The organism is Prevotella conceptionensis 9403948 (assembly GCF_000312305.1).
Lineage (GTDB): Bacteria > Bacteroidota > Bacteroidia > Bacteroidales > Bacteroidaceae > Prevotella > Prevotella conceptionensis.
In genome coordinates this window covers 567,720-582,543 of sequence record NZ_HE999443.1, presented here as the reverse complement: position 1 = coordinate 582,543, position 14,824 = coordinate 567,720, and the positions used below count along the sequence as shown (strand labels likewise).

The window sequence follows — 14,824 nt, the reverse complement described above, 5'->3', positions numbered from 1 at the left end:
TGGCGGAGATGCCGAAGAACGTGCCGCCGAATACATTAAGGCACACGTAACCAAGCCTGTTACCGCCTTCATATCGGGCAGAGAAGCTCCCAAAGGCAAGCAGATGGGGCATGCCGGCGCCATCATATCGAGCGGAAGTGGCACGGCAAAAGAGAAAGTTGCCGCTTTCGAGGCTGCCGGAATACCCGTGGCAAGGGAAACAAGCGAGATTCCCATGCTGCTTAAAAAGCAACTAGAAGCAAAGCGTTAACAAGCTTATCGTGGGGTAGCTAGGGCGGCTAGCCGGTCTAGCCCCCTACCCTCCCCACAAACTAATCTCATCTCGCCTTATTTAGCCAACAACCCAACAGTAACACATCACCAGAGAATTGGAAAAACAAACATGAGTAAACGTATCAAAGTAATTAAATGCCCACATTGCGGAAGCACAAAGGTGAAGGAAACACGCCCCGACTATTACCAATGCGAAGCATGCTCCACCGACTTCTTCCTTGATAACGACGACATCAACATCAACCACCATTACATTGCGCCCAAGGACGACCCTTTCCAAATAAGCAAAACCAAATTTTTGCTAATGGTGTTCGGCATTGCATGTCTCATATTCCTACCCACCGTCTTCATCAAATGCCTTAGTAGCTCCACCCCTTCTTCATCGTCTGGCCTATTTACCAGCACCCCCGAAGAGGAAGAACGCTTCAACACCGAGCACATTATGCCCTTCGTCGCCAAAGACGGACGGGCTGTTGTGGCCGTTTTTGGCACCATCAAAAAGGGAGATTACCGCAATGAAAAGACCGATTACCTGATGCGGGTGTTCGACATAAAGAAAGACAAGAAGATAAAAGAGCTACATCTGCCCGTAGATAAGCTTAACGATGTGCAATCGCGAACCTTCAACAACGGTTGGATAAACGTGGTTATCAACAAGAGTACGTGGTACACCATAGACCCAAGTTCTTTCGAACTGAAAGAGATGACAACCTACAAGACCATACCCGAGCTACAAGATGGTTTCGCCAGCATAGAACTAATTGATCAAAGCGGCGACTCGGAGGGTTTCAAGGTGATGACTAACCTCGGCAAAGAACGTTACTACCTGCCGCTCATAGGCAAGGTGTACACCGATAGAGAACTTTACGAGGCTTGTGAAGCCAAGCTCCCCAACCCCACCATTGAAACGGCTTTCAGCTCTTCCAAACCAACCACCGAGTATCCCGAACAACAAATTCAATTGGTGAAATACACGCACTACGTACAAGAGGGTTACCCCAAAACAGACTATTGGTCATTTGGATGGTGCAGGGATTTTGGTGGAAAGTCGGGCATCTTCTTCGGAAACGCAGGCTCGGTAAAAGCCTTCATCAGCACATACAGTCGCCAAGTTGCGCGTCTCATCAACTATTCCGACTTCACACCCGATGCCATCTATTTCTCGCCAAAAGTGATTTGGTTCGACAAATCACAACTCTTTATACGATATAAACCCACAGCCAAAGAAGATGCCGAATACATTTACCAATTGTTAGACGCCAACACGGCCCAACGTAAGTGGTCGATAAAGGCCCCAGCCGAACTCGACGACGACTACATACACTACTGTGTGCGCTCACCCGAAGGCTTCCTCATATCCACTACCGCTGCGTTTGGTTCCTAGGCAACAACGGTAAGACCATCACCGTAAAGAAATTCTAGGCACATTTCATTATTAAAACCATTTCGTTACACATATCATTATATATATACATCATGGGCATAACCAATATCTTTCGCAACCAACTGTCGGCTGTAATTCAATGGAACGTCGACAAACAGCAATACTTGTGGTACAAATATCCCACAAAAACCGACGAGATAAAGAACGCCAGCAAGCTGATAGTGGGGCCTGGACAAGGCGCAGTGCTGGTTTACGAAGGCAAAATCGTAGACGTACTGACCGAAGAAGGCACCTTCAACCTCAAAACCGACAACCACCCCTTCTTCACCACGCTTGTAAACATGCGCCAAAACTTCGAAAGCGAACACAAGCTCAACATCTACTTCTTTCGCAAGGCGCAAGTAACAAACCAACAATGGGGCACAGCATCGCCCGTGAAATTCATCGATGCACAATACGATATACCCGTAGAAATGGGTGCCAACGGCACATTCTCCTACCAAATAAGCGATGTTGAGCACTTCTTCATCAACATCGTTGGCGCACAAACCGAGGTAGACAACGAGGAGATACGCCAACTAATGCTAGGTCGTCTGGCGCAAAACATCGTCACAACCATCCACAAATTGGGCTATTCGTACAACCAGATTGACGGACACCTCACCGAAATAGGCCAAGAACTAGCCAATCTGCTCAACGAAGAAACGCAGAAATTGGGTTTCACCCTCACCGACTTCCGCGTCGACGGAACACTATTCGACGAACAAACACAAGAGCGAATAGGCCGAATTGCCGACGTTACAGCCGATGCAAAAGCCGCACAAGCTGGCGGACTTACCTACACCGAGCTTGAAAAACTCGTGCCTTGCGCGATGCCGCACGCAATGAAGGCGGACTGGCAGGCAGCGGCGTACAAATGGGCGTTGGGCTAGAGATGGGCAGGCAGATGGGAGCAGCTAGCCAATTGACGAACGAACGCAACACGCCTGGCGACGAATTATCGCGCCGACTGGCTCGCCTGCGCCTACTAAGAGACGAAAACGTGATTACCGACGCCGACTACGAAGCGAAGAAACGCGAACTGCTCAACGAGATTTAAGCCGCCTTCGCACGCCTTCGTCAGCAACATTGCGACGCGCCAACTTACAAACTGGTTAACTCGTCAACTGCCAAACTTGTCAACCCATCAACTGGTTAACTCGTCAACTAGCAAACTTGTCAACTTGTCAACTCGTCAACTGGCAAACTCGTCAACTGGCGAACTTGTCAACCCGTCAACTGGTTAACCCGCCAACAGGCGAACTCGTTAACTTGTCAACTGACAAGCCCGTCAACCCGTCAACTGGTCAACTTATATTCCCCCACATAAACTCATCAAACAATGAAATACATCAAAGCCATAACATGGAGCATCGTGCTACTTATCGTGCTCGTTGCTCTCTTTGCCGTCATCAAGATATGGGGCATCACCCTGCCCGAAGGTTGGAACATGTCTGTTGATACCCTCATCAACATCATCATCACCGTTGGTGTCGCCGACTTCCTACTCATCCTCCTCCTCATCTTCATCCCCTTCGCAACACATGGTTCGCAAAAGGAATACGATGAAAACAGCGGAAAGGTAGCCCAAAGAAAGAAAGAGTAAGCCGTGCTTTTCACCCAATAACCAGCCCCGCTCCCTCACCGTATATAATAGAGCGCGGGGTTGGTCTATACTACTTTCTGATGTAAAACATCAATAACTATTTGCCATGCGCTTTTACGTTTAGCTAGGCTACGTACAAGAGGTATGAATTCAAGCTGCTAGCTATGGCATTGTTAATCACGTGTGGAAATAATGATAGCTAGCTGCCCCACAACGCCTTTGTGCTATAGCCTAAATACATATTGGTGCTCTATCCTTCGATATTCGAAACCTAAGCCTTCTATTCTGGGACATTCGATAGAAGCTCCTTCTCCAGGCGTTTCCTTAGCCTCAATCGCCAAATACCTTGCAAATGGACGACAGAATTTTAATATTAATTGTAACCAGGTTTGGACTGGTTTAATGGTGTAGGCCATCAAACAAATCCTTCTAGTATATTCATTAAGTTTTCCTGAAATGGAGGGGACTTCAACTAGCGTGCTTAGGCTTTGGAAAAGTTGGTCTTCACACTTCTCAAACTTCCCTCCTTTATATAGAGGCTTGTTAGTGGTTTTGTGGGTTATTGGCTTTTTTAAATTGGCTCGTGAACCTAGGGCAGAAGTAATTTCTAGCAACACAACAGTCTTAGGCGTTGTGGTGTGATACAGCAAATAGTCGCACTTCTTACGCCCCTTTTTGAAAGAACGCGGTTTGGCGCATTGATTGATAAAGTCTTCATAGTGAACTATTTCAAGTTCACCATTGTCATTATGAAAAGATGCTTTCCCCTTTCCAAGTGTTTTCAGACTGATAGGCGAGCCTTCATCGTCAAGGTCGAAGTCAACATCTATTATACTCAAGCAATCAATTGCTATGGTAGAAGTTACTCCATAGTGTTTCAGAAAATCATTCTCTAGTAGCTGTTTCATATTGCTCATATTCTTCATATATTCGATCTAAGGGTTCCGACAGGTATTCGGGATTAATGAGGTGTGCATTTCGCACTTTCAGGTCGCGCACTTCACCGTCTTTCACTGCCCAGACAGATAGCTCATCCCAATTTAATGCGGCTAATCCCTTTACACCCACATCAAATCGTTTGACCAACAGATTTAGTTTGTTTAAAATATAGGGGCTGTGGGTGGTAATTGTACAATGGTGTTTCTTTTCTCCGTTACACAGTTCAACCACTAAATCCAGCAAATCCATCTGTGTTGAAGGGTACAAATTCTGCTCAGGCTCTTCAATTATAAAAGAAGTTTTATGCGGAACCATTAGCCTTGAAAAAGTCGAAAGTATTTTAGTGCTAAGCAACTGGGTTTGTAGATACTCTATAAAATTCTTTATGCCTACTTCATGTGCCAAGTTTGGTTGCTCTTCATATTTTAAGTTGTTTTTTTCTTTGTTCTTATTAAACTCGTTAAGCAAGCTTTCTACCGCATTTTTAAATTTCGTATCAGTAGCAAAAGACTTCTTTTCGTTGTATGAACGAAAATATTCGTCAGTGTAATATTGAAGCATAACCAATAAGGGCGTGAGCGATTGCAAACCACTAGATGCCGACGACAGCGCAATTTGGTAAGCTTGACCATCTACCTGCTCAATTCTGTCTTTCTGTCGCGGTTGCTCTGAGTCATAAAAATACTTCATACCCAAATTAAGAACATCCGTTTTATTTCCCGCAACAAAAAACTCTCTAGCGTTAAACCAATCGAACAAGAAACTTCTAAGGTTTGTATGCCCGAACTCAAAGCCCTGCAATTCGGGTAAGGTCGCTATATTACGTTCTGAGGGAATATAGCAGATTTTCTCTCTATGATAATCTTCGTTCTCTTTACGAGTAATCTTTATATCCTTATTATTGTACAAAATAGATATGAAGTCGGTGTCGTATTGCACAAATGAGCTGTCTCCAAAATAGCTCTCAATCTTATGAAAGCTTTCCACCAGTCGCACAAATGCAGCACCATCTGCTATCGCCTTGTCGTTAAGTGTGGTGAGTACTTCCTTTTCCAGCCACATACAGCTACTAAGAATCTTAGCAACAGTGCTTTTACCGCTGCTTTGTGGGCCGATAAAGAAATTAAACCTGTTTAATTTAATATGTACTTGCCTAATTGGGCCAACATTCTTAATCACCAACTGCTTCATGTCAATATGTTTACTAAGATATATTTGCAATGCAAATTTACAAAATAATCGTGATTTATATACTAGTATATATATTTTTTTCGGGTTTATAAAGGAATATATAGGATAAATTCATACATGAAATGCGCTTACAACAGCTTTGACACAACGCTCCCAAGCTGAAAGGAATGAAACGCTATACAGCATACATACTAATCCTTCCAATGAATATAAGAAAGGGAGAAAAGTCTAGGCGGCTTTAACTTGTAAACTTGTCAGCCAATATACTGCACGCCCCATCCACTTGTCCACGGCTTAACCCAATAAGTCTGTGAACTACGCCAATCATCACCTATCCCTCCTGACTTGTCAATTCGCCAATTCGTCAACTCACAAACTAACAACGTCATCAACTCATCAACTCAAAAACTCATCAACTCGAGATCTTAAATTATTAATTTTTATTTTACAATATCGCTCTATTTTTCACGCCGTTCTAGCGAAAACATAGGTTAAAAAGTAGGCAAATAACTACCATTTATTACCCTTCATGCCTTTTGTTTTGTCCATTTTCAAGAACGTAAGCCGCATTTTGCACCATTTTGCCTTTCTAGTTTGGTTGCCAACTCGTAAATTTTCAAGCCCAATTACCCACTTTTAGCCCCTAAAATTCCACTTTTTAACGGCCATTTTGCCCTTTTCAGCCATATTTTTAATGGCGAACAAAGGTTATATTTATACCTTAGCCGTGCATTTTTATGCTTTTCGCGTTGCATTTGGCACCACTTTGCACTGCATTTAGCACCATTTTGACTTGCGTTTAGCACCAAAACGCACTGCGTTTAGCATCAAAACGCACTGTATTTAGCACCAAAACACACTGCATTTAGCGGCAAAACGCACTCCATTTTGCCGCTAATGCCCCCAAACGGGTTCTAATGGCGGTGTTTTAAAATAAATATTCATTTTGTCCGCATGTACAACAACCCCCTTTTTGCATCAAAACAAACCTTCGCGAGAATCGATTTTTTGCGACAAGGTGGGCGGTTGGTGGGCAAAAAGGGCAGCCATAATGTTAAATTTTATACTGAAAAGCGGACAAAGATAAGAGTTAACAAGTGGACAAGTGGACTAGGTAACAAGATGACGAGTGGACAAGGTAACGAGTGGACAAGACAACGAATGCACGAGCAGACAAATTCATAGCTTTACTTGCCCGCTGAAATCTCACTTGTTAACTCGTCTACTCGTCAACTGTCAATCAACTCGTCTACTTGCCAACTAGTCATCCTCTTGTTAACTCGTCAACTCGTCAACTCGTCAACTGATAATCAACCGATCAACTCGCCAACTAATTAGTTTGCCAACCTGCCAACTTGTAAAACCCGTCTGTCTGCGGTTTGTCCTTCATTCTTCAAGCAATCTATCTACAAAGAGGCTGTACTTAATAAAATAATTTATTTTACCGACCCAAAGAAAACAAATATCTTTATTTCGATAGCGGCCAAAAATAAACATTTATAAGCACATAAGTCAAAAACCACAAGAAACTATCTTTTTTTACATACACCCAGCAAATAAAACCATAAAAACACCGAAAAAGAGCCAAACTAAACACCAATTAACCTTTTAGCGCAAAACTCTTAAATCTTGTAATATAAATGATTTTTAACACAAAAATAGGTCTATATATATTAAAAATCGGTAAATTTGCTACAAACAATCGATGATACCCAGACCTATAAAGATGAAAAGGTCGTAGATGCTAAACAATTACATTAACAACAGCATACCGAGCGAACATGTGCCAGTACGTCAAATCCGCGCCACGGAAAGGAAATCCACTCCGTGGAAAACGAAAAGAAAGCGCTGGTATCTTTCACAACGTAGCTACCTAATAATGTCCTTATGAAAAAAGCTTATTGTTTATGTGCAATGCTGGCTGCCCTCACCGCCCCGTGGACAACGCTCACGGCAGCGGCAAAAGAAACAAAGGGGACGGCAACCGTGACCGAAATGCAAGAGCAGAACACCATCACGGGCGTGATTACCGACACACAAGGCGAACCCATCACCGGCGCATCTGTTGCCGTGGTGGGGAAGAGCGTGGGTGCCGTGTCCGATATTAACGGGCGATTTACCATCAATGTGCGCCCCGGCGCTAAGTTGACCATCTCATACGTAGGTTACAAAACCGTAACCATAGCAGCATCCGAGTCGATGAAAATCGAGATGCAAGAAGATGCAGGGCAACTAACCGAAGTGGTTGTTGTGGGCTATGGCACGCAAAAGAAAGCCAACCTTACGGGAGCCGTAAGCACAGTGGACCTATCAAAGACAATGGCAGGCCGCCCACAACAAGATGTGGCCAAGGCTTTGCAAGGTGCCGTTCCAGGATTGTCGGTCATCAGCAACAACGGCGACATCAACGGCAAGCCCACCCTGCGCATTCGCGGTGTGGGAACGTTGAGCAACGATGCCACAAGCAACCCGCTCATCGTTGTAGACGGCGTGCCCATGGACGACATCTCGTTCCTTAACACGCAAGACATCGAAAGCGTTTCGGTGCTTAAAGATGCAGCCTCTACATCCATCTATGGAACAAGGGCCGCCTTCGGCGTTATACTGATACAAACAAAGGGAGCACATCCCACGGAACGCTCGACCATCACTTACAGCAACAACTTCGCATGGGACCAGGCAACCTTCATCCCTGATTATCCCGACGTTCCCACACAATTGAGAGCAGCCTTGGAAGGTAAAGCCAATGCCAAAGAATACACGGTTGAGCTATTTGGCATGCATTTCAATAAGTTGCTGCCCCTCGCAGAAAAGTGGAAACAGCAAAATGGGGGCAAAACAAGCTATCGTGAGATGCGTCCATACGTAGACGAGAACAACGTGGGCGACTATGCATTCATCGACGGTAAGCCTTACTACTATGCCGACTGGGATGTGAACAAGATTTTCTACAACAATGCCGCTCCCTCACAAAGTCACATTTTGTCGATACAAGGCTCGTCGGGGAAGAGTTCTTACTATATCTCCTTTGGCTATGACCACAAGGACGGCATCATGAAGATACGTCCCGACAAGCTAGACAAATACAATGCTACGGTTAACGTAACCAGCAGCCTATACGATTGGCTACAGGTGGGAGCACGCTTTAACTATACGCGTCGCGACTACGAACGCCCCGACACATATAACAATGTGTACCAATATCTGTGGCGCTGGGGTTCGTTCTTCATCCCTTCAGGCACAATCGGCGGGCACGACACACGTGTGCTGGCACAGCTGAAACAGGCAGCTACGGAGAAGACCGCTACCGACTTCACTCGCATGAACGCATTTGTCAAAGCGAACATCATGGAGGGATTAACATTTAATGCCGACTTCACCTACGCCATCCAAAATATGAACAGAGGCTCGCAAGACTTCTCTGTTTACGGCATCAACTGGTTAGACGCCAATCCTACCTACATCGTGGAGAAAGAAAAAACTTCCGTGTGGAAAGACAACTCGAAAGAAAACACGTGGACACTTAACGCCTACATGGACTACGAGAAGACTTTTGCACAAAGCCACAATCTTAAGGCGATGGCAGGTTTCAATGCAGAGAAAGTGGAATACATCTATCTCAAAGGCAGCAGAAACATACTGTTCGACCAAGCACTGCCCGAACTGAACCTAGCAATGAAGGACGGACAGGACATTGGTTCGAAACATACGCGTCGCGCATCTGCAGGTTTCTTCGGCAGAATTAACTACGACTACAAAGACATTTACCTCTTGGAAATCAACGGGCGTTACGATGGCTCTTCTAGATTTCCACACAATGCGCACTGGGCATTCTTCCCCTCGGTGTCGTTAGGCTATCGTTTCACCGAGGAACCATACTTTAAGAACCTCAAGAATGTAGTGAGCAATGGTAAGTTGCGTGCATCAATGGGCGAAATAGGCAATGAAGCCGTAGGCGATTACATGTTTGAAGAGCTGATTAGCCAGATGGAAGACAAGTATGTGAACTGGGTGGACAACAATAAGCCTAATGCCAACCTGCTAACCATGTACAACATGCCCGACCTCGTGGCAAAGAACCTCACATGGGAACGCATCCGAACCACCGACATAGGCATCGACCTAGGTTTCCTTAACAACGAGTTGATGGTGGGTTTCGACTGGTATCAACGCGAAAATCGTGACATGCTTGCTCCCTCGAAAGTGCTTCCACAGGTGCTGGGAGCCGACGCCCCCGTATCTAACGCAGGCACCTTGCGCACACGCGGATGGGAATTTACCGTAGACTGGCATCACCGTTTCGGCGAGTTTAACGTGTACGCCAACTTCAACCTGAGCGATTCGCGCTCGAAAGTGGTAAAGTGGGACAATCCATCTATGCTACTCAATGCCAACTATTCAGGCAAAAACTATGGCGACATCTGGGGATTTGAAACCGAACGTTACTTCGAAGAGAGCGACTTCACGGGGAAAAACCCTGACGGCACTTGGAATTACGCCAAAGGCGTTGCTTCGCAAAAGGGGCTGGAACAAGGCTCGTTCCACTACGGACCAGGTGACGTGAAGTTCAAGGACCTTGACGGCAATGGTGTCATTGACGGAGGTAAAGGTACAGCCGACAATCATGGCGACCTCAAGGTGATAGGTAACTTCTTGCCGCGTTACGAATATAGTTTCCACCTTGGTGGTTCGTGGAAAGGAATCGACCTGGACTTGTTCTTCCAAGGTGTGGGCAAACGCGACGCATGGACTATTTCTTCAATGAACTTCCCACTGATGCGCAAGGCCGACTTGGCACTCTACGCGCACCAAACCAGCTACAACAAGGTGCGCTTTTCGGCAGACTATAAAACCATTAAGGGCTACGACATTGACCAAAGCAACAAGTATCCACGCCTGTATCCCGGCAACGAGGGGACAGGAACAATATCGGGAATAGAAAATGGAACGAACAACTATTACCCGCAATCACGATATCTCACCGACATGTCGTATCTAAGGTTAAAGAACGTAACTCTTGGTTACACTCTGCCCACAGAGCTAACGCGCAAGGCCTACATACAAAAGGCACGCATATACTTCAGTGCTAGCAATCTCTTCTTACTGTATAAAGGCAACGACCTGCCCGTAGATCCCGAAATAAATGCGGGTGCAGGACTTAAGTTTGGCGGCTGGGGACGTACCGCGCCCATAACCCGCACCTTCTCGTTTGGCATGCAGGTAACATTATAACTACAAGAACCATCTTAAAGCATTAGAAATATGAAAAAGATATTGATATGCGGTATCATCGTGATGGGTGCGCTGGCAAGCTGCAATAGTTTCTTAGACATACACCCAGACGATACGTTCACCAATACTCCTTCTTATTGGAGCAACACCGACAACTTGGATAACCAGTGCAACACTTTCCTCAATAACTATACGGGTTACGGAAACGGAGGTTCGTACGGATGGTTTTACTTCAAGACGTTGGGCGATGACCAAGTAAACTTTTCCAACAACAACTGGGAATATACTAATGTTGTGGCATCGTCTTCAGACTGGAAATACTCATTCGAAGACGTGCGCCATGCCAACTATGTACTAACTGGCCTGCGGTCGTCGTCACTAGATTACGAAACGAAAGCCAACTATGAGGGTATTGCCAAACTCAACAGGGCATGGACCTACTATCAGCTGGTGCGCCAATACGGAGACGTACCCTTCATCAACACCGTGGTTACAACCGAAGACGACAATATTCTATACGGTCCGAGGATTGACCGCGACATCGTGATGGACAGCGTGTTGAACGACCTTAACTTTGCAGCTGAATACATTACGCAAACAAACAAGCAAAGATTTACGGCCGACATGGCATTAGCAATGAAAGCCGAGATTGCGCTATACGAAGGAACGTATTGTAAATACAGAACTGCCGAAGACAACGCAGGCAAGGCCGCCAATCCAGACAGGGCACAACGCTATCTGAACGAATGCGTTGACGCTTGCAATAAGCTCATGGCTAAGGGCTACAAACTAAACGACAGCTATAGAGGCAACTATAATTCTACCGACTTGAGCAAGAATCCAGAGATGATTTTCTATAAGCCTTACTCTAAGAATAAGTTACACCACTCTACCATCGACTATACAATGAACACTGGTGGAACCAACGGAATGTCCAAAGACGCTTTCGATGCGTACCTCTTCCTTGATGGCAAGCCCAAGGCAACAACAGCAATGAATACCGACGACGCTGCCACAAAGAACGCAGATGGACAGTACAGCATAGAAGCACAACTTGCCGTACGCGACAAACGATTGTCCGAAACCATCGACCCTATTCTTGCTTTCAAAGGCCACGACTACAAACGTGCAGGCAGTAGCGCTTTCACATCATCCACAGGTTACGCTGTCTGCAAATACGATAATGTGACAGAACTAACTGTAGACGAACGCAATAACATCGGCGGGCAATACACCGACTGTCCCATTTACTGGCTATCTGTCATTTATCTGAACTTTGCCGAAGCTAAGGCTGAACTTGGAACAATCACGCAAACCGACCTAGACAACAGCGTCAACAAACTGCAAGCACGCGCAGGACTGCCTGGAATACAGCTTGCTCCTGCTGCCGACCCAGCCAATAACATGAACGTGAGCAATCTACTGTGGGAAATCCGCCGTACACGCAGATGCGAATTGATGTTTGATAACTGGACGCGCTATTGGGATTTGATACGTTGGCACCAGCTCCATCTCCTCGATTCAGAGCAACATCCCAACATTTATCTCGGAGCAAACCTCAGCAATGTGACTAACCCAGAAGAGGACCTGAACCCCAATGGATATATGATTGGTTCGAACACCATCAATCAAGTGCGCCGTTTCGATAAGAAATATTACTTCTATCCCATACCAACAGGCCAAATTACGCTGGGTGGATTAACCCAAAACCCTGGTTGGCAATAGAAAACAATAAGAGATTGAGCCCTCCAAAGGTTAGATCTAACACTACTACAAATGGGGCACAGCGGGACTGACACCACCGACAAGCTGTACCTCACCTTGCAAACAAGAGGAGATTTGGCAGGGACTTGCCTGAAAATGGCAAGTGCCCTGCCAAATCATGAATAAGACAGACTCACCAATCTGCGATACACAATTCACAAAAAAGAACAATTATACCAACAAATCATATTTAAAATGCGAAGAATCTATTATTTAGGCGCGGCTTTCGCAGCCCTTTCGGGCACCTTCGCCCCACATCAGGCGCAGGCAGCAGCCGCACAATCGCCTCGCACGACAAACGCAGTGCAACAGCAAACAAGCCTTTCGGGTATTGTTACCGACGCAAACGGCGAACCCGTAACGGGCGCATCGGTAGCCATTGAAGGCAAGGGCGTGGGCGCAGTGACCGACATCAACGGCCGATTTACCATCGACGCACGCCCAGGAGACAAGCTAACCATCACCTACGTGGGCTACAATCCCATGCAAGTGACGGCTAGGGCCGACATGCGCATCACCCTGACAGAGAACGCCAGTCAGCTAGGCGAGGTTGTTGTGGTGGGCTATGGCACACAAAAGAAGGTGAACCTCACGGGTGCCGTGGCCAACGTCAACGTGAAAGAGGCCATTGCCAGCCGTCCCATCACCGACGTGGCCAAGGCCTTGCAGGGTATAACCCCAGGTCTTACCATCACCAACCGCATTGGCGGTGTCGGCACGCAAAGCACCGTTAAGCTACGTGGCTCGGTGGGTTCGCTTAGTGCTGAGGGAGGAACATCACCGCTCATCCTCGTAGACAACGTGGAAGTTCCCAACCTAAACTTGGTAAACCCCGACGACATCGAAACCATTTCGGTGCTCAAAGATGCAGCCTCGGCATCCATCTACGGAACGCGTGCCGCATGGGGCGTTATCCTTATCACCACCAAACAGGGCGCAGCCAACGATAAGGTGAACGTAACCTACTCTAACAACTTTGCGTGGAGCACGCCCACCAAGATGCCCGAACAGATGAAAGCCTCAGACAATGCCCGCTTTATCTTCGAGATAATGAAGAGCAAAGGCAAGACCAGAGAAACAAGTATCGGCTACACCATCGACGAGGAGCTAATAAAGAAACTCGAAGATTGGGAAAACAAATACGGTGGAATGTCGCAAGACGAACTCGGAGAGATGCAGCAAGGCCGCGACTTCGAAATTGTTGGCGGCAACACCTACTTCTATCGCTCGTTCGATCCCATCAAAGAGTTCACCCGAAAATGGACTCCACAACAGAACCACAACCTCTCGGTGACGGGCGGCAGCAAGAAAACCACCTATAACATCAGCCTTAGCTACCTTAACCAAACGGGCGTGATGAAATATAACAGCGACCAATACGACCGCTATACGCTGCACAGCAGCATCACGTCGAGCATTCGCGACTGGTGGAAGGTTCGTGCCAACGTACTCTTCACCCGAACCAAAAACGACGAGCCTTATCGTTTCACGTCTGGCCAATACGATGCTTGGTTCTACCTTCTGCGTTGGCCGCGTTGGTATCCCTATGCCACTTATCAGGGCAAGCCCTTCCGTTCGGCCGTTACCGACATCAAGCACGGCAACCGCGAGAACACCACAACGACCTATGTTCGCACCAACCTGGGTACGGAGATAACGCCGATGAAGAACCTCTCCGTTAACTTCGACTACACGTTCTCGTTCACCAACGATGCCCGCAAGCTTAACGGCGGCACCGTTTACGCCTACGATATGTTTGCCAGTGCACCTTTCTCCAGCTACACCAGCCTTTATGGTTTGTGGCACAACATGGTTGAGCAGTCCAGTCAGTACACCTTGCAGAACATCTTCAAGGGTTACGCCACCTATATGTTCGACCTAGCCGAGCAACACCACTTCAAAGTAATGGCAGGTTTCGATGCCGAGACACGAGAAGCATTCTCTCATTACTCAGAACGCCAAAAGCTCTACAGCGAGAAGTTTCCCGAGATAGCCATGACCTACGGAGACCAGTTCTCTTACAACAGTAACTACAGCTATCACAACGATTTTGCGGCCGCTGGCGTGTTCGGACGTCTCAACTACGACTATCTACAACGCTACCTGCTGGAGTTCAACCTACGTTACGACGGGTCTTCGCGTTTCCCCATCGGAAAGAAATGGGCTTTCTTCCCTTCGTTCTCCGCAGGATGGCGCACATCCGAAGAAAAGTTCATGGACTGGGCCAAGCCCGCACTCTCCAACCTTAAGGTTCGCGGCTCTTGGGGAACCATCGGCAACCAAGACGTGGCCGCCTATGCATACATGTCTATCATGAAACCGCAAAACTCGGGATGGGTTGTAGATGGTAAGGAAATGGGAACGTTCAGCTCACCCACCATTCGTTCGGAAGAACT

The 14,824-nt window shown here is 46.7% G+C and carries 9 protein-coding genes and 1 pseudogene; 8 read left to right on the top strand and 2 right to left on the bottom strand.

Features of this window, described 5'->3' with window-relative positions; all coding sequences use genetic code 11:
* The 5 genes and pseudogenes from BN93_RS02075 to BN93_RS02060 all read left to right on the top strand — a co-directional run.
* Positions 1 to 250: pseudogene (locus BN93_RS02075) on the top strand (succinate--CoA ligase subunit alpha); the annotation flags it as partial.
* 132 nt (positions 251 to 382) lie between these two features.
* Entirely contained in the window at positions 383 to 1,657 is a 1,275-nt protein-coding gene (locus BN93_RS02070; RefSeq protein ID WP_232211075.1) for a transposase, read from the top strand.
* 92 nt (positions 1,658 to 1,749) lie between these two features.
* Positions 1,750 to 2,589 (top strand): SPFH domain-containing protein, encoded by an 840-nt coding sequence (locus BN93_RS02065; protein WP_232211074.1) that lies wholly within the window; start codon positions 1,750 to 1,752, stop codon positions 2,587 to 2,589.
* On the top strand, positions 2,574 to 2,756 hold the full coding sequence (locus BN93_RS18365) for an SHOCT domain-containing protein (protein WP_232211073.1): 183 nt from the start codon (positions 2,574 to 2,576) through the stop codon (positions 2,754 to 2,756). Before BN93_RS02065 ends, BN93_RS18365 begins: the two co-directional genes overlap by 16 nt.
* A 282-nt stretch (positions 2,757 to 3,038) precedes the next feature.
* Complete coding sequence (locus BN93_RS02060; RefSeq protein ID WP_019186699.1) at positions 3,039 to 3,302, top strand: hypothetical protein; 264 nt, start codon at positions 3,039 to 3,041, stop codon at positions 3,300 to 3,302.
* Between the two features lie 224 nt (positions 3,303 to 3,526).
* Here BN93_RS02060 and BN93_RS02055 read toward each other — a convergent pair whose 3' ends face one another.
* Positions 3,527 to 4,210 carry a hypothetical protein gene (locus tag BN93_RS02055; protein WP_019186698.1) on the bottom strand — a complete coding sequence of 228 codons (684 nt, stop codon included), beginning with the start codon at positions 4,208 to 4,210 and terminating at the stop codon, positions 3,527 to 3,529.
* Complete coding sequence (locus tag BN93_RS02050; RefSeq protein ID WP_019186697.1) at positions 4,188 to 5,432, bottom strand: AAA family ATPase; 1,245 nt, start codon at positions 5,430 to 5,432, stop codon at positions 4,188 to 4,190. Before BN93_RS02050 ends, BN93_RS02055 begins: the two co-directional genes overlap by 23 nt.
* A 1,887-nt stretch (positions 5,433 to 7,319) precedes the next feature.
* Between BN93_RS02050 and BN93_RS02040 the strand changes: the two genes are divergently transcribed.
* From BN93_RS02040 to BN93_RS02030, 3 genes are all read left to right on the top strand, one after another.
* Entirely contained in the window at positions 7,320 to 10,664 is a 3,345-nt protein-coding gene (locus BN93_RS02040) for a SusC/RagA family TonB-linked outer membrane protein (RefSeq protein ID WP_019186695.1), read from the top strand.
* A gap of 30 nt (positions 10,665 to 10,694) precedes the next feature.
* Positions 10,695 to 12,389 carry a RagB/SusD family nutrient uptake outer membrane protein gene (locus tag BN93_RS02035; protein ID WP_019186694.1) on the top strand — a complete coding sequence of 565 codons (1,695 nt, stop codon included), beginning with the start codon at positions 10,695 to 10,697 and terminating at the stop codon, positions 12,387 to 12,389.
* A 234-nt stretch (positions 12,390 to 12,623) separates the two neighbouring features.
* Positions 12,624 to 14,824 (top strand): SusC/RagA family TonB-linked outer membrane protein (locus BN93_RS02030; RefSeq protein ID WP_044259570.1); only part of this gene is annotated, 2,201 nt, incomplete at its 3' end.